Annotated in this window: 12 protein-coding genes; 9 read left to right on the top strand and 3 right to left on the bottom strand. The window is 58.3% G+C overall.

Annotation, left to right across the window (positions count from 1 at the left end; all coding sequences use genetic code 11):
* Nucleotides 1–222 precede the first annotated feature (222 nt).
* The 9 genes from JF539_RS10165 to JF539_RS10125 all read left to right on the top strand — a co-directional run bounded on the left by JF539_RS10165 (nucleotide 223) and on the right by JF539_RS10125 (nucleotide 13,790).
* Nucleotides 223–1,026, top strand: coding sequence for a response regulator transcription factor (locus JF539_RS10165; protein WP_207140162.1), 804 nt, complete (start codon nucleotides 223–225; stop codon nucleotides 1,024–1,026).
* A gap of 541 nt (nucleotides 1,027–1,567) precedes the next feature.
* Complete coding sequence (locus tag JF539_RS10160) at nucleotides 1,568–3,151, top strand: sensor histidine kinase (protein WP_209017077.1); 1,584 nt, start codon at nucleotides 1,568–1,570, stop codon at nucleotides 3,149–3,151.
* On the top strand, nucleotides 3,145–5,388 hold the full coding sequence (locus JF539_RS10155) for an EAL domain-containing protein (protein WP_207140161.1): 2,244 nt from the start codon (nucleotides 3,145–3,147) through the stop codon (nucleotides 5,386–5,388). The genes JF539_RS10160 and JF539_RS10155 overlap by 7 nt, the downstream gene beginning before the upstream one ends.
* A gap of 228 nt (nucleotides 5,389–5,616) precedes the next feature.
* On the top strand, nucleotides 5,617–6,303 hold the full coding sequence (locus JF539_RS10150) for an SRPBCC family protein (RefSeq protein ID WP_207140160.1): 687 nt from the start codon (nucleotides 5,617–5,619) through the stop codon (nucleotides 6,301–6,303).
* Nucleotides 6,304–6,441: 138 nt separating this feature from the next.
* Nucleotides 6,442–6,933: a (2Fe-2S)-binding protein gene (locus JF539_RS10145; RefSeq protein WP_207140159.1), complete on the top strand. Its 492-nt coding sequence runs from the start codon at nucleotides 6,442–6,444 to the stop codon at nucleotides 6,931–6,933.
* Nucleotides 6,934–7,136: 203 nt separating this feature from the next.
* Entirely contained in the window at nucleotides 7,137–9,497 is a 2,361-nt protein-coding gene (locus JF539_RS10140) for a xanthine dehydrogenase family protein molybdopterin-binding subunit (RefSeq protein WP_207140158.1), read from the top strand.
* A gap of 90 nt (nucleotides 9,498–9,587) precedes the next feature.
* On the top strand, nucleotides 9,588–10,388 hold the full coding sequence (locus JF539_RS10135) for an FAD binding domain-containing protein (RefSeq protein WP_207140157.1): 801 nt from the start codon (nucleotides 9,588–9,590) through the stop codon (nucleotides 10,386–10,388).
* A gap of 366 nt (nucleotides 10,389–10,754) precedes the next feature.
* Nucleotides 10,755–12,443, top strand: coding sequence for a type I secretion system permease/ATPase (locus JF539_RS10130; RefSeq protein ID WP_328809226.1), 1,689 nt, complete (start codon nucleotides 10,755–10,757; stop codon nucleotides 12,441–12,443).
* A 12-nt stretch (nucleotides 12,444–12,455) separates the two neighbouring features.
* The gene (locus tag JF539_RS10125; RefSeq protein WP_207140155.1) at nucleotides 12,456–13,790 is read left to right on the top strand and encodes an HlyD family type I secretion periplasmic adaptor subunit; all 1,335 of its coding nucleotides are present in this window, start codon (nucleotides 12,456–12,458) and stop codon (nucleotides 13,788–13,790) included.
* Between the two features lie 19 nt (nucleotides 13,791–13,809).
* Here JF539_RS10125 and glp read toward each other — a convergent pair whose 3' ends face one another.
* Genes glp through trpC form a run of 3 tightly spaced genes read right to left on the bottom strand, consistent with a single transcriptional unit; the run spans nucleotide 13,810 to nucleotide 16,352 of the window.
* On the bottom strand, nucleotides 13,810–15,015 hold the full coding sequence (gene glp, locus JF539_RS10120; protein WP_207140154.1) for a gephyrin-like molybdotransferase Glp: 1,206 nt from the start codon (nucleotides 15,013–15,015) through the stop codon (nucleotides 13,810–13,812).
* Nucleotides 15,015–15,527 carry a cyclic pyranopterin monophosphate synthase MoaC gene (gene moaC, locus JF539_RS10115; RefSeq protein WP_207140153.1) on the bottom strand — a complete coding sequence of 171 codons (513 nt, stop codon included), beginning with the start codon at nucleotides 15,525–15,527 and terminating at the stop codon, nucleotides 15,015–15,017. Before moaC ends, glp begins: the two co-directional genes overlap by 1 nt.
* Nucleotides 15,528–15,539: 12 nt before the next feature.
* Nucleotides 15,540–16,352: an indole-3-glycerol phosphate synthase TrpC gene (gene trpC, locus JF539_RS10110; RefSeq protein WP_207140152.1), complete on the bottom strand. Its 813-nt coding sequence runs from the start codon at nucleotides 16,350–16,352 to the stop codon at nucleotides 15,540–15,542.

The raw sequence follows: 16,352 nt of genomic DNA, 5'->3' as shown, positions 1-16,352 counted from the left end.
TAACTATTAATCGCGCGAAAAATGCGGGATAGGCGATATTTTAATCAATTTTTTTGCCAGTTTATTCTCAATGTTTCTGAATTTTTATTTAGTTTGTCGGTAGGAAATATTGTTTTCATCTACTATGATTTTCAAATTAAAAGCAGTAGTGTGGAAGATATATTGACCTGACGAAGCTCCAAAATTACGGATTGTATATTGGTAATTCTAAGGGGCTGACACATGTTTATCATCGTAGATTCAAGGGAAATCGTGACGGCAGGCTATGCCTCCGCGTTTGAGCGAGAAGGCTACGCGTCGCTTGAACTCCAACCCTCAGAACTTCTCGACTGGCTGGAAATAACTTGCTCGCAGGACCTGTGTTCGGTCGACGCGATCTTGATCGGTGAGTGCGAGGAGCGGACCAGTTTCGTTCCCTCGATCCGTAGCCATTGCCCCGAGGCACAGATTGTCGCGCTGGAAGATACGGCGAGCCTGGAAAGAACCCTGGACCTGTTTTCCGCCGGTCTGGACGACGTCTTGAAGAAACCGGTCCACGTCAGGGAAATTATCGCACGCGTGGGTGCTTTCCGCCGGCGGATCTCAGCCCGCAACAGTTCGGCCGGGACCGGGGCAATCGAGGTTTTCTTCGATGGACGCGATCCCATGGTTGCCGGCGATGTCATGGAGCTGCCGCGCCGCGAGCGGCGCATTCTTGAGTATCTGGTCAAGAACAAGGGACGGCGCGTCACCAAAACTCAGATTTTCAATGCCGTTTACGGCGTCATGAACGACGGCGTCGATGAATGCGTGGTGGAAAGCCATATTTCGAAGCTGCGCAAGAAACTGCGCAAGAAGCTCGGGTACGATGCGATCGAGTCCACCCGTTACATCGGTTACATGCTCAAGGACGGTTCCGCACCGAAGCAAAAGGTCGGGGATACGCGGCGTCCGGTCCAGGCGACTGCCGTGTCTGCGCAACCGGTTGAAAACCCGGTGGAAACCAAGACCGTCAAGACACCCTACCTTTCGGTCGTGAGCGCCTAGGTCAGAAGCCTGGCCGGTGCGGCGGCAAGACTTGAGCAGCCGGAACATCCGAAGGGCATGCCGGCTTTCGAGCGTGCAGTCCCTGTCGGGCATCAGTCGGGAGCAAAACTTGCCCGAATGGTGTAGTATAGAAAAATTCCGGATAGTCGTTGTGCGTGTTGTTTGAATTTACAATTGTTTTTTATCGAAAATTTAGAAAACCTACCCAAAATGTAGTTAAGCACGAATTCCCGTTCACTTGAGAATGAAAAGCCTTTGTGTGCCGGCGGGAGTTCAGATCGTTGTTGAAACGTCTGTGAATCAAGTATTGTTCACCGGTCCGGGAGGACGTGTCAGATTCGACCGCTAGAGCGTGGTGCGTTTGCGGCAGAAAAAGCCAGAACGCTCTGGAAACATTCCGCGACTGGGCCTTTAGGCCGTTCGGGTCGGAGGGGCGTCTTTCACGGTGCGGAATTAAGCGGCGGTCTTGGCTCGTGTCCGAGCACGGGAAAGAGGGTCCCAAGTTTGAGGTGGCGCTTTGAATTTTAGTGGCAGTTCGTCGTTGCCATACGCACCCAAGGAAATGGGCCGGGCAAGCCTGTCCCGTACGTTTATTCTTTATACGCTCGGTTTGTTCGCCATCCTGGGCCTCATTTTCGTAGGCGTTCTGACGAAATTTACCTGGGATGCAGCCAATGCAAGGGCGATCGGCGTAACAGAGGCTTTCTTTGAAGCTACCAAGCAGCCGTTCGAGCGTGCGATCTGGACCGTGAACGCGGATGCCACCTTGCAACTCATTCGAGGGCTGGAAAGTCTCGATGTTGTGGAGAGGGTTTGGGTCGAAACGCCGGACACCGGAAATTTCGGGGAGCCGGTGTCCGGTTTCCGCCGATCCGAGGCTTTGAGCTACACCTTGAATTCACCCAGCACGATCCTGCACAAGGACGCAATCGGCCAGGTGTTCATCCTGATCGACAGACAGACGATTTCTTATGAGATTGTCTCCACTGTCGGTTTCATCGCGTCTGCGATCGTCGTTTATCTGCTGTTGCTCGCGATTGTCATCCGCACCGTGTTCCGGCGCCTGATCGGTCTCCCCCTGTCCAGAATCGTGAATTACCTGTCGACGCCGAGACTCATTGAGGATCCGCCGAAAGATCAGCTGATGCCGGGTCGAGTCGATGAAATCGGCATTTTGTCCGGCAGTTTGCAGGCAATGGTTCAAAGGCGACATCTGGATCTGAAGAAAATTCAGGAATACCAGACCAATCTGGAGGATCTGGTCGCGCATCGGACGGAGCAGTTGAAGCTCGTGCAGGAAGAACTGATCCAGGCCGACAATCTCGCCGCGCTCGGCGCCCTTGTTGCGGGCGTGTCCCACGAGCTCAATACGCCCCTTGGAAATGCCTTGATGGCGGCGACCACGATCAAGGATTCCACCGGTTATCTGGAAAAGGAACTCGAGCAGCAATCCCTGAGCAAGGAAGCGCTGGAATCGGAAGTCCAGAAGATTTCCGATACCGCGAACATCATCGAAAAAACACTCAGTCGGGCGCGTGATCTCGTCGGCAATTTCAGGCAGGTCGCCGTCGACAGGCAAAGCGAGAAAAAGCGGTCCTTCAATTTCGACCACATCATTCGTGAAACCCTGGCAACCTTGCAGCCTACCTTGAAAAAGACGCCCTTCGAAGTCGACCTCGATCTCAATGCGGACAAGGTGATCGACAGCTATCCGGGAGCCGTTAGCCAGCTCGTTTCAAACCTGGTGGAGAATGCGATCAAGCACGGCTTCGAAGGTCGCCGCAGCGGTAAGGTCGAACTCTCTTCGAAGGTGGTCACCGGCAAGGTTGACGGCGGTCCCGAAGGCACCTCGAAGATTGTATTCAAATGCAGGGACGACGGTGTTGGAATTCCCGAGAAAAACCTGAAGAAGGTTTTCGAGCCCTTCTTTACCACCAAGTTCGGCAAGGGCGGTTCGGGACTGGGGATGGCGATCTGCTACCAGTTGGTAACGGAAGCCTTGAACGGGACGATTTCAGTCGTGTCGGAAATCGGGTCCGGTACGGAATTCACGATCGAGATCCCCGTTGAAATACCGCAGGCCATGACAAGAAAAATCGACAAGGAAGGCGCATTGAAATGGTGATGGACTTTCTTGTGCCTTCGACACCGGAGACCAAAGAGAACGCCAGGGCGCCATGGCGGATTCTGATCGTCGACGACGATCCGGACGTGCATGAAGTCACGAAAATCGCCGTGTCAGGCTGCCGGTTCGAAGATCGGGAATTTGAACTGTTGCACGCGCTTTCGGCCGCTGAGGCGCGCGATATCCTTCGCCGGAATACGGATATTGCTGTGGCGTTGGTCGATGTGGTCATGGAAAGCGATACGGCCGGGTTGGGGCTGGTGAACTGGATTCGTTCCGAGCTGGAAAATCCCTTCACCCGGTTGATCCTGCGCACGGGGCAACCGGGTTACGCGCCTCAGGCCGATGTCATCATGAAGTTCGATATCGACGGTTACGCGGAGAAGGCGGAGCTGTCGAGAACGAAACTCATCACCGCCATTGTCACAGCCTTGCGCGGCTACAAATTGGTGACCTCGCTTGAGGCCAACCGGCAGAAACTCAAGCAGCTGAACGAGCAGTTCTCGAAAATTGTCGAGCAAAACGCCGTGTCCGAGTTTGCCGCGGCCGTCGTGGACTTTTTCGAGGACCTTGTCGGCCAGCCTGTCGACTGTTTCCTGTGCGGGCCGGAAGCGCTTTCCGACTACGGTTATACCAACAGATCCGATATCCGGATTTTGGCGGCGACAGGCATCTTTGAAAACATGGTCGAATTGCCCGTTGATCTGCTGAGCGATCATACGGTACGTAAATCCGTTTCCCAGTGTATTTCGGATCGTGCCGCACATAACTCGGAAGACGGTGTCGCTCTCCCGCTTGTCACCCGGAAGGGCATGACAGGAGCGCTTTTCATCGGCTTGCCCGAGGATCGTATCGACGAACTGGTCGGAACGGAGGTGGTGCAGCTATTCGTCTCGAATGTTGCGCTCGGATATGAAAAGACCGCTCTTCTCGAGCACATACGGGATCTCGCCTATGTGGATCGCGCGACGGGGCTGTCGACCTATTCCGGTTTCGTGGAAGTATTCCAGCGTCATTGCCTGAACGAGGGGCCTCTTCTCGTTGTCCATGCCGACATTCAGCGTTTCGGGGTTGTCGTCGATGGCATTGGAGACGAAAAGGCCTCCGCCGTGTTGTGGCGGGCCGGACAAAGGCTGTCGCAAACCTTTCCCGACGCGTTGACGATCGCGCGAAAGGAAAAGGACGAGTTTCTCATTCTTCTGAAGGGCGGCGACGAGAATAAGGTTCAGGATATTGTCGCACGGGTCGAAGAGGCCTTTCAGGAACCGATCACGCTCGACGATACCCAGATAACCTTGCGAATGCGTCTTGGATTTGCGCCGACCGGCAGCGAAATCAGGGAGCCGGAGCAACTGGTGCGGTTCGCTTCTATTGCGTTGAACGACGTCCGGCAAAAAGGCCTTACCAATCATGCGGTCTTTCATCCCATGATGCAGGAGGCCGCGCTTGAACGGCTGCGCCTGGCTTCAATGCTCACCGGTGCGACGGACAAGACGGAGTTCTTTCTGAACTTTCAGCCTATCATGGCGGCCTCGGACGAGAGCATTGCGTCTTTCGAGACGCTGATGCGGTTCCGGACCCCCTCCGGGAGCCTGTTGAATACCGCACGAATGATAGAAGCGGCGGAGGCCAGCGGGCTCATTTCCGAGATCGGCGCCTGGATGTTCAAGAACGCCTTCAAGGAATTCAGCCAGTTTAGCGGATTGTCCGAAAGCGTTCGGCTGAATGTCAACCTGTCCCCCAGGCAAGTGCAGACGAACCGTATATACAAGGACATTGAAGATGCGGCTTCCGCCGCCAGCCTGCCGTTGGACCGGCTCGTGTTCGAAGTGACGGAGGGCCTGTTCATCAATAACGATCAGGTGACCCTTTCCCTTTTGACCTGGCTCCGCAACAAGGGGGCGAAAATCGTCATTGACGATTTTGGAACCGGCTATTCCTCTTTCAGTTACCTGCGCAAACTACCGGTCGACGGCATCAAGATCGACCGGAGTTTCATCATGAACATGGATCAGGACCCGGATGCTCTGGCGGTCGTGAAATCGATCATCGCAGTTGCCAAGGCGCTCGATCTGTCAGTCACGGCGGAAGGCGTGGAAACGGTCGCACAGCGCGGGATCATGCAGGATCTTCAATGCGATTACCTGCAGGGATTTCTTTATTCCAGACCCTTGTCCAGCGCGGACCTCGCCCGATTTATTCAAGAGGTTCCTTCTCAGGGATTCCAGTTCGGCTGACCCGTCTTCACACCGTTTGAACCAGGTTCGGCGGTCCGGCCGGCGCATACCGGATGCCGATTGCATTCAGGTGGCGTGGAAAATTTGAACCTGCTGAGATAAGCGATTGAACTTTTGCGCTAAACAGGCTCTCATGGAGAGATCGTGCCGGCACCGGACGCGCAAGAAGCATCGGGCCTCACTGATTTTGAAGACAAAGAAGCCAAGCACGGCTTGGGGAGAGAACGCATGGACATGAATGGCTCCCACCGGATACCGGCCAAACGGGAGGTCGTCTGGGAGGCTTTGAACGATCCGGAGATACTCAAAGACTGTATTCCCGGTTGTGAGAGCCTGGAGAAGACGTCCGATACCGAAATGACGGCGGCGGTCACCACCAAGATCGGTCCCGTCAAGGCCAAGTTCAAAGGGTCTGTAACATTTGAAAACGTCAGTCCGCCGGAGGGATACACCATCGTCGGGGAAGGCAAGGGCGGTGTCGCCGGTTTTGCGAAAGGTTCGGCCGATGTCAAACTGACGGATGAAGGCGAGGAGACGCTTCTAACCTATGAGGCCAAGGCTCAGGTCGGCGGTAAACTTGCTCAGCTCGGTAGTCGTTTGATCGATTCCACGGCCAAAAAGATGGCCGAAGAGTTTTTCTCGAAATTCAGTGAAAAAGTCGGAGGTGGAAACGCTCCGACAGACGATGAGCTCGACGCCGGTGTGGCCGAGGAAGCCAAACGGATCGCTCTCGAGGAAACGCCTGGAGAGGTTATTCACGCTCTCGAAGAGGCGGAGCACGCGGTGGAAGATACGCTTCACAAGGCAGAGGAAAACCTGGAGGCCGCGGCCGGTCGCAACGCCTTTGGCGGTCCGATGGTCTGGGGGCTGGTGCTTCTGGCAGCCTTGATTGTGGTTCTCGCTCTTGCGAGTTGACACGGTGGGCCGGGTTTTGGAACGATCCGGCCGGCAGATTGTGCCGGCCACGCAAGGAGGGTTTAAAAAACAGAACACGGTGTGAAGCCGGAGCGTTTTGAGCGATTGCTCGAAGAATTTCATGAGGGAGAGAAATTCATGTCGAAGGTATCGATGGTATTGAACGGCAAACCGGTTGCGGCGGATGTCGAGGACCGGACGCTGCTCGTATCGTTTATCCGGGAGGTTCGCGGCCTGACCGGAACCCATGTCGGCTGCGATACGTCGCAGTGCGGCGCCTGTGTCGTTCACGTGGACGGCAAGGCAGTAAAATCCTGTACAATGCTGGCCGCGCAGGCAGACGGCGCGGAGGTCGTGACCCTTGAGGGGTTGGCGAGTGGCGGTGCCCTGCATCCGGTGCAGGCGGCTTTCAAGGAAAACCACGGTCTTCAGTGCGGATTTTGCACGCCCGGGATGATCATGAGCGCTGTCGACATGATCAACAGGCACGGTGCCGGAAATCTCGACGAGACCACCATTCGCCATGAACTCGAAGGCAATATCTGCAGGTGCACGGGTTACCATAATATCGTCAAGGCGATCAAAGCCGCTTCCGACCAGATGGCGGGCATGGCGCAGGCTGCCGAATAGGCAGTTCTTCCTGAATTCGATGCGCAGGCAATTGCGCCGCGAAAGCACAGAACCAACAGTCTGATTTGCCGCCGGGAGGATATGGCGCGATCGGGCAAGCCGCCTGGTTTTGGACAGACCGCCGTCATCGTGACGGCTGCCGGATAAGTCGGCAGAAGGACGAAACCGGACAGGCGGGACCGGAACGTTTTGGGAGAGAGAATATGGCAGTCGAAGGGATTGGCGCCCGCGCTTTGCGCAAGGAAGACAAGCGCTTCATCACGGGCAAGGGCCGGTATACGGACGACATGGTGCTTCCGGGAATGGGGCATGCCGCCTTTGTGCGCTCGCCGCACGCTCATGCCAGGGTCAAGGGCATCGATGCGAGCGCGGCGCTTGCGATGCCGGGTGTTGACGCGGTTCTGACCGGCGACCAGCTGGTGGGAGACGGCATTGGCAATCTGATCTGCGGCTGGATGATCCACTCCAAGGACGGGTCGCCGATGAACATGGGCGGCTGGCGCGCGCTGGAACCTGAAGTGGTCCGGCATGTGGGTCAGGCGGTGGCCGTTGTGGTCGCCGACACGCCGGCGCAGGCCCGCGATGCTGCGGATGCCGTCGTCGTGGATTACGAGGAACTGCCGGCGGTCGTCGATGCGATCGAGGCACTGGCGCCGGGCGCGCCTCAAATCCATCCGGAAGCGGCCGGAAACCTGATCTTCGACTGGGAGATCGGCGACGAGGCCGCGGTCGAGGCTGCTTTCGACAATGCAGCGCATGTCACCCGCATGGAGATCCGCAACAACCGTCTGGTTCCCAACCCGATGGAACCAAGGGCGGCGCTTGCGAGCTACGACGACGCGGAAGAGCACTACACGCTCTATACGACATCGCAGAATCCGCATGTCGCCCGCCTCGTTCTGTCCGCCTTCTACAATGTCGCGCCGGAGCACAAGCTCAGGGTCATCGCGCCCGATGTCGGCGGCGGGTTCGGCTCCAAGATCTACATCTATCCGGAAGAGATGGTCTGTCTTTGGGCCTCCAAACGGGTCGGACGCCCGGTCAAATGGGTGTCGGACCGGACCGAGGCGTTTCTGACCGACGCGCATGGGCGGGATCACCGCTCGGAAGCGGAGTTGGCCCTTGATGCCGATAACCGGATCACCGGTCTGAGAGTGAAGACGATCGCCAATCTCGGCGCTTACATGTCCCTGTTTTCGTCTTCGGTTCCAACCTACCTTTATGCGACGCTGCTGTCGGGGCAATACGACATTCCCGCGATCCACGCGAACGTGAAGACGGTCTACACGAACACCACGCCTGTAGATGCCTATCGCGGAGCGGGCCGTCCGGAAGCGACCTATCTGCTTGAAAGGCTGATGGAAACCGCGGCGCGGGAAGTCGGCTTGTCTCCGGCCGAGTTCCGCCGCAGGAATTTCGTGCGGAGCTTTCCCCATCAGACCCCCGTCATCATGTGCTATGACGCGGGCGACTACGACGCGACCCTGGATGCGGCCATGAAAGCGGCCGATTACGACGGTTTTGCCGCCCGCAAGGCCGAGGCGGCGTCGCGCGGCAAGCTTCGGGGTATTGGCCTGTCCTGCTACATTGAGGCTTGCGGCATCGCTCCGTCGGCCGCCGTCGGGTCTCTGGGCGCCGGCGTCGGGCTCTGGGAGTCCGCGGAAGTGCGGGTGAACCCGGTTGGAACTGTCGAGGTGCTGACGGGGTCCCACAGCCACGGCCAGGGGCATGAGACAACCTTCGCGCAGCTCATTTCGGAACGCTTCGGCCTCGATACGGATGCCGTTTCGATCGTGCATGGCGATACGGATAAGGTTCAATTCGGCATGGGCACCTACGGCTCGCGCTCAGGTGCCGTTGGCATGTCGGCCATCGTCAAGGCCCTCGACAAGGTCGAAGCCAAGGCGAAGAAGATTGCCGCGCACCTGATGGAGGCCGCCGAGGGCGATATCCAGATCGAAGGCGGAGAACTGAAGGTTGCCGGGACGGACAAGAAACTGACCTTCACCGAGGTCGCGCTTGCCGCCTATACCGCGCATAATCTTCCCGACGGAATGGAGCCGGGGCTGAAAGAGGGCGCGTTCTACGATCCCACGAACTTCACCTTCCCGGCAGGAACCTATGTCTGCGAGGTCGAGGTCGATCCGGAAACGGGCAAGACCGAAATCGTGAACTTCGTGGCGGCGGACGATTTCGGAAAGGTCATCAATCCGATGATCGTTGAAGGCCAGGTCCATGGCGGACTGGTACAGGGTATCGGACAGGCGCTCCTGGAAAATGCCTCTTACGACGAGAACGGACAGCTGCTGACGGCCTCCTATATGGACTACTCCATGCCGCGCGCGGATGATGTTCCGTCCTTCAAGCTGACGACCCATGAAACGCTGTGTCCGGGCAACCCGCTCGGCATGAAGGGCTGCGGCGAAGCGGGCGCCATCGGATCGCCTCCTGCAGTGATCAATGCAATCACGGATGCGATCGGCAGCAACGATTTGGCGATGCCGGCCTCGCCGGAAAAGGTCTGGGCCCTTTACCGGTCGGCCATGCGCGAAGCCGCGGAGTAATGGTGTACCCGGAAGACGGCGTTAAGCCGGTCTTCCGGGAGTGCCTGAACATAGTGAGAATTCTGAACCCATTTTCGTGGGAGACGCGATATGTATGAGACAAGCTATCATCGTGCCGGTTCGCTCGCCGAGGCGGCCCAACTGATTTCCAATGCCGACGACGGCAAGTTTCTTGGTGGCGGGCAGACCCTGTTGCCGACAATGAAACAACGTCTTGCAGCGCCAAGCGATATTGTCGATCTGACCAAAATCCCGGAGTTGAAGGGTATTCGGGAGGATGGCGGCAGTATCGTTATCGGCGCGGCGACAACCCACTACGAGGTCGCGTCGTCTGCTCTGCTGAAGGAAAAGATACCGGGTCTCGCGGCCCTTGCAGGCGGGATCGGCGATCCGGCGGTCCGCCACATGGGGACCCTGGGCGGCTCGATTGCCAACAACGATCCGGCAGCGGACTATCCGTCTGCCCTGGTCGCTTTGAATGCGACCGTCGCAACCAGCAAACGTTCGCTGTCGGCCGAGGATTTCTTCGTCGGCATGTTTGAAACGGCTCTCGACGACGATGAAGTCGTCGTCAGCGTTTCATTCCCGATCGCACAGAAGTCCGCCTACTCGAAATACCCCAATCCGGCGTCCCGTTACGCCATGGCCGGGGTGTTCGTGGCGCGTCTTGGCGATGGCAGCGTGCGCGTCGCCGTTACCGGAGCGGGGCAAAACGGCGTCTTTCGCGCAACGGCAATGGAAGATGCCCTGTCCGGAAACTGGTCGCCGGATGCAGTTGCGGGCATAGAAGTCGGCGCCGATGACATGCTGCACGACATTCACGGGTCTGCCGACTATCGCTCAAATCTGGTGACCGTGATGGCCAAACGGGCAGTAGCCGCCACCGGCTGACCCGTTTTTCATGTTTCGCGACAATACCCGGCGAATGTTCGCCGGGTATTTTTCGTTTTTTCAGAGTTTATATTGACACGTCATTGAATTGTTACCGATATCGTAGCAATTCTTCCTTAGCCTTGAATTGGAAACCAGCAACAAGCAGAAATCCATGCGAAAGGCGTATGACCTGCCGGTAACTGGGCGAGGTTCTTTTTCCGGCAGGTGTTCGGGATAGGTGGAATGTGAAACGAATTTGATTTCACGTTCATGGACCGAACGATAGTCTGCCGCTTCGAATGTTTTCGCATTTAAGGATCAGGGAATTAGATGTCTGGAGCCAGTCCGCGCACTACAAAACAAAGAAATAGCCGCGACAATCCTGTGTCGGTTGCATTTCGTCCGATCCGTACCGCGTTCTGGGGTGTGGCCCTCGTCAGTTTCGTGATCAATATCCTGATGCTGACCGGACCGGTTTTCATGCTTCAGGTCTACGACCGGGTGCTAGCGAGCGGTTCCGTGCCGACGCTCATCGTTATCGGCGGGCTGGCGATAGTGCTTTACGCGTTTTACGGGGTTCTGGAGGGCGTCCGGGGGCGCATTCTGTCCCGTCTCGGACAACGTGTCGACGCCAGGCTCTCCGGGCTCGTCTACAAGATTTCAAACAGCTTGCCAGTCCGTTTGGGCCGTCAGTCCGCGCGCATGCGTCCGGTGCAGGATCTCGATACCGTCCGCCAGTTTCTGTCCGGTCCCGGTCCGGCGGCCATTTTCGATGTTCCCTGGTTGCCGCTTTATCTCGGTATCGTTTTCCTGTTTCACCCGCTCCTGGGCGTGGTGGGGCTGGGTGGGGCGCTGATCATCTGCGTTCTCATCGGAATGAACGAAATGATGTCCAGGGGACCTTCGGAGGAAGCGGCCGGGCAGGCCGGCATGCGCATGGCCACGGTCGAAATGGGGCAACGTAACTCCGAAGTGGTCACGGCGATGGGCATGCAAGGCGCCCTGACCGGCAAATGGGATGCCCAGAACAAGGATTACCTGGAGACGCAACGCCTGGCTTCCGACCGGACCGGACTGTTCGGCACAACGATCAAGACCATCCGCTTCATCCTTCAGTCCACGATCCTTGGCGTCGGGGCGTGGCTCGCGATCAAGCAGGAGATTTCTCCCGGTGTCATGATTGCCTCGTCCATCATGACCTCCCGGGCCTTGTCGCCGATCGAGCAGGCGGTCGCACAGTGGCGCGGCTTTGTCGCCAGCCGTCAGGCCTTGCGCCGCTTGAGGGAAGTTCTTCAGATTGCCGATGGCGAGCCGGAAAAAATGGATCTGCCTCTGCCAAGCAAGAAGTTGTCGGTCGAACAGGTGTTCTGCGGCCCCTTCGGCGAAACCATGCCGTTCGTTCAAAACGTTTCCCTGGACCTTGACGCCGGCGACGGTCTCGGCGTCATCGGACCGTCCGGATCGGGGAAATCGACTTTTGCGCGGGCGCTCGTCGGCGCGGTTCCAGCCTTGAAGGGCGTCATTCGCTACGATGGCGCGGAACTCGGGCAATGGCCGAGCGACAAGCGGGGGGACTTTCTGGGATACCTTCCCCAGGACCTGCAGCTTTTTGACGGCACGATCGCGGAAAATATCTCAAGGCACAGGCCGGATGCGTCATCCGACAAGGTCATCGAAGCCGCGAAACTGGCTGACGTTCACGATTTGATCGTGGCACTGCCGGAAGGCTACAATACGGTCATTGGCCGGACCGGCCGTTTGCTTTCCGCCGGCCAGCGCCAGCGCGTCGCACTGGCCCGTGCGCTTTACGGCAACCCTTTCCTCGTGGTGCTGGACGAACCGAACTCCAATCTCGACGCTGAAGGCGAGGGGGCTCTGACAAGCGCGATCAAGACGATGCGGGAAAAGGGGTCGATCGTTGTGGTGATCGCTCACCGGCCGAGCGCGATCGCGACCGTCGACAAGATCCTGTGTCTGAAAGACGGCAAGATGGCCGGTTTCGGCCCCAAGGAAGAAGTTCTCAAACAGGTTGTTCAGCCGGTGCAGCAGCGTATGCGCGCCGGAGCAGTCTAGAAACGGGACGTCATGTCTGTGATCAAGTCCAAAGGTCCTCAACTGTCCGCTGCGGAAAACGAGGCGGATGAAACATTGCGTAGAACGGTGCGCAACCACCTGCTTTTTTCGCTGGTTCTGGCCATTTTCGTGGTTGCCGGAATCGGAGGCTGGGCTGCCCTGACGGAGATTTCCGGCGCCGTTGTCTCTTCGGGAACCGTCGTCGTTGAAAGCAGCACCAAACAGGTTCAACACCGTGAAGGCGGCATCGTTCGCGAAATCCGGGTCAAGAACGGCGACGTGGTGAAGGCGGGCGATCTTCTCATAAGCCTTGACGATACCGTGACACGGGCCAATCTCGCGGTGATCACCAAGCAGCTCAGGGAACTCACGGCGCAGGAATACCGCCTGGAAGCGGAGCGAGACGATGTGCGCGCCATTCAGTGGCCTCAGGAGCGCGCCGCGCAGCTTGGAGATATCGAACGCGGGCAGCAGATGTTGCTGGAAGCGCGGCAGAATTCCAAGGACGGGCGCAAGAACCAGCTTGAGGAACAGATCCGGCAGTACAATCAGCAGACTTTGGGGCTTGAAGCTCAGGTGACCGCGAAGGTATCCGAGATTTCCCTGATCAAGGAAGAACTTTCGGATCTCGACAATCTCCTCGACAAGCAACTTGTTTCCAAGAGCCGGGTTACCGCATTGAAGCGGGAACGTGCGCGTCTGGAAGGCGAATATGGCGACCTGATTGCGCAGATCGCGCGTACCAGGGAGGCGATCAGCGAAAGGCGTATCCAGATTCTTCAGATCGAGGAAACCTATCGGGCCGAGGTGCTTGAGAACCTGCAGGACGTGCGGTCTCGCATCGCCCAGCTTGAAGAGCAGCAGATCGCCGCGGAAGACGAGTTGACCCGTGTCGACATCCTGGCCCCGAGAAACGGTTACGTTCACCAGCTGTCCGTGCACACCATAGGCGGTGTTATTGCGCCCGGTGAGACCGTGATGCAGGTCGTTCCCAAGGAAGACAAGCTTATCGTCGAGACACAGGTGAGGCCGGTCGATATCGATCAGATGGCGCCAGGCCAGACGGCGCGTGTGCGGTTTCCGAGTTTCGATCAGCGCACCACGCCGGAGTTGAACGCGGAGCTTCTGACCGTGTCGGCGGATCTCACGAAAGACGAACGGACTGGAACAAGCTTCTACGTGGCCCGTCTTTCGATAGACGATCAGGAATTCGCCAAGCTCGGCGACAAGGAGCTGGTTCCCGGCATGCCGGTTGAAACATTCATGCAGACGGGTGACCGCACGGTTCTGAGCTATCTGATGAAACCGATCGTCGATCAGGTGGCCCATGCGATGCGTGAGCGGTAGTGACCGGTTGCCAACCGGGTCAGAGAACCAAAATCGGAACGGACGCGCCGGCTTTTTCAGCCGGGGCGAACGGCGGCCGGATGACAAGGGCGCCTGATTTCGCCAGAAGGTTCAGCATCGAGCTATCCTGCTTGAAAAAAGGCGTCACGAGGAGGCGTCCGCCTTCGTCTTCGGAAAGCGTTGCGCGGACATAGTCCTGCCGCCGGTCGTTTTCAGGCAGATCCGCTCCGAGAACGGCATGAACGGGGCTGGTAAGGTCGGGCTGTTCTCCGAGCATCGCCTTTAAGAGCGGCTTCAGGAAAAGCAGTCCGCATACCAGGCTGGACACAGGATTTCCCGGAAGTCCCAGTACCCTGGTCGAACCGAGCCGTCCCGCCATGAGCGGTTTTCCCGGGCGCATGGCAATCCGCCAGAAGGAAAGGTCCATGCCTTCCTGACCCAGAACCTCTTGCACCAGGTCATGATCGCCGACGGAGGCGCCGCCGAGGGTAATCAGAATGTCGGCGCTCTCCGAAATCGCGCGGCGCACATGCATGGCCATCTCGACCGGATCGTCGCGCGAAATGCCGAGATCGAGCGGGTCTCCGCCACAGTCCTCCACCAGGGCCGCGATGCCGGCATGGTTGGAGGCGATGATCTGGTCCGGCCCCGGGTTTTCGCCTGGACGCACGAGTTCGTCTCCGGTGGCGAGAATGGCGACTTTGGGCTTGCGAACGACCGGGAGTTCGGCGTGGTTCATGGCGGCTGCGAGGGCGAGATGGCGATAGGTCAGCCTGAGCGGCGGAGCAAGCAAGGCCTCGCCTTCCTGAAAATCGAGGCCGGCCGGCCGGACATGGGCGCCGGTATTCGGGGTTTCCCGAACTTCGATCCTGTCGCCGTCGCGGTTGGCGTTTTCCTGGATGAGGATCGTGTCGGCTCCCTCAGGCAGAGGGGCGCCGGTAAATATCCGCACGCATTCGCCCGCCTTGACCTGGCCTGAAAATCCGTGACCTGCCGGCGCTTCCCCTATGACCGTCAGTATTGTCTGTCCACCGGCGACATCTGCATGACGAATGGCATAACCATCCATCGCCGAAGCTGCGAACGGCGGTTGGGTGCGCCTGGAAACGAGCGGCTCAGCCAGGAACCTGCCATTCGCCTGATCAAGCGGAACCACCTCCGTCTCACAGGGTGCCACACCCTCGAGAAGCCTCTCCAATGCCTCTGAAACCGGCATCAGGCTCATCAGGTGCCGCCTTCGCTGCCGTCTTTTTCCAGCGTCCAGTGACCTGACTTGCCGCCGGCCTTTTCCAGCAGGCGGATATCACCGATCACCATGCCGCGGTCGACGGCCTTGGCCATGTCGTAGACGGTCAGACAGGCCACGGAACAGGCGGTCAGGGCCTCCATCTCAACCCCTGTCTGCCCGCTGACCTTGGTTGTTGCGGTAACGACAAGACCTGGAAGCGCTTCGTCCGCAACAATGTCGAGACTGACCTTGGACAACATGAGCGGATGGCAGAGCGGGATCAGTTCATGGGTTTTCTTGGCTGCCATGATACCGGCGATGCGCGCGGTGGCGATGACATCGCCCTTCTTGGCATTCCCGTGCTGGATCAGGTCGAGCGTTTCCGGACGCATCGTGACTGTCCCGCGTGCGACGGCGATCCTGTGGGTGACGTCTTTTGCCGAGACATCGACCATGTTGGCCGCGCCTGCGTCGTCGATATGGGTCAGTCTTGGGGGCTGGCCGGTCATCTCAGAAGAGGCCTAAACCGCTTTCGACAGGGAAGGGCGCGCGAGAAGCGTTCTGGTCGCCTCCGCGACGTCGTCCTGGCGCATCAGGCTCTCCCCGATCAGGAAGGTGGAAATGCCGACCCGGTTCATGCGCGCGAGGTCGTCCGGTCCAAACAGACCGGATTCTCCGACGACGATTCGGTCGTCCGGGACCTGGGGCGCGAGATCCTCGCTGGTCTCCAGCTTCGTTTCAAAGGTCTTGAGGTTCCGGTTGTTGATGCCGAGGAGCTGCGACGACAGTTTCAGGGCGCGTTCCAGTTCCTCGGCATTGTGGACCTCGAGCAGAACGTCCATGCCGAGGCCGAAAGCGGTTTCTTCGAGAGCCTTGGCGGTGTCGTCGTCAACGGCGGCAAGAATGATCAGGATGCAGTCACCGCCCCAGGCACGGGCTTCATAGACCTGATAGGTGTCGTAGAGAAAATCCTTGCGCAATGCGGGCAGGGCGACTGCATCGCGTGAGGCCGTCAGAAACTCCGGTTTCCCCTGAAAGGACGGCGTGTCGGTCAAAACCGACAGGCAGGCGGCCCCACCGTCTTCATAGGCTTTGGCGAGTGCCGGCGGATCGAAATCTTCACGGATCAAACCCTTGGACGGGCTGGCCTTCTTGATCTCTGCGATCAAGGCATATTCACCGGATGCGTGCTTCGCCTCGATTGCCTTCAGGAACCCGCGCGGCGCGGAGACGCCGGAAATCCGCGCCTTCAGTTCATCAAGAGACAGGGCCGCCTTGGCCGCCGCGATTTCCTCGCGCTTGTAGGCTTCGATTTTCTGCAGGATATCGACCAT

Source organism: Roseibium aggregatum, from assembly GCF_017309185.1.
Classification (GTDB): domain Bacteria; phylum Pseudomonadota; class Alphaproteobacteria; order Rhizobiales; family Stappiaceae; genus Roseibium; species Roseibium aggregatum_B.
This window is presented reverse-complemented; position numbering and strand designations above follow the sequence as displayed.

Bases quoted from the DNA above. Each gene is read 5' to 3' on its own strand.
- trpC (WP_207140152.1), bottom strand. From the start codon at position 16,352: ATGGTCGATATCCTGCAGAAAATCGAAGCCTACAAGCGCGAGGAAATC.
- JF539_RS10135 (WP_207140157.1), top strand. From the start codon at position 9,588: ATGTATGAGACAAGCTATCATCGTGCCGGTTCGCTCGCCGAGGCGGCC.
- glp (WP_207140154.1), bottom strand. From the start codon at position 15,015: ATGAGCCTGATGCCGGTTTCAGAGGCATTGGAGAGGCTTCTCGAGGGT.
- JF539_RS10165 (WP_207140162.1), top strand. From the start codon at position 223: ATGTTTATCATCGTAGATTCAAGGGAAATCGTGACGGCAGGCTATGCC.
- JF539_RS10155 (WP_207140161.1), top strand. From the start codon at position 3,145: ATGGTGATGGACTTTCTTGTGCCTTCGACACCGGAGACCAAAGAGAAC.
- JF539_RS10145 (WP_207140159.1), top strand. From the start codon at position 6,442: ATGTCGAAGGTATCGATGGTATTGAACGGCAAACCGGTTGCGGCGGAT.
- JF539_RS10150 (WP_207140160.1), top strand. From the start codon at position 5,617: ATGGACATGAATGGCTCCCACCGGATACCGGCCAAACGGGAGGTCGTC.
- JF539_RS10140 (WP_207140158.1), top strand. From the start codon at position 7,137: ATGGCAGTCGAAGGGATTGGCGCCCGCGCTTTGCGCAAGGAAGACAAG.
- JF539_RS10125 (WP_207140155.1), top strand. From the start codon at position 12,456: ATGTCTGTGATCAAGTCCAAAGGTCCTCAACTGTCCGCTGCGGAAAAC.
- moaC (WP_207140153.1), bottom strand. From the start codon at position 15,527: ATGACCGGCCAGCCCCCAAGACTGACCCATATCGACGACGCAGGCGCG.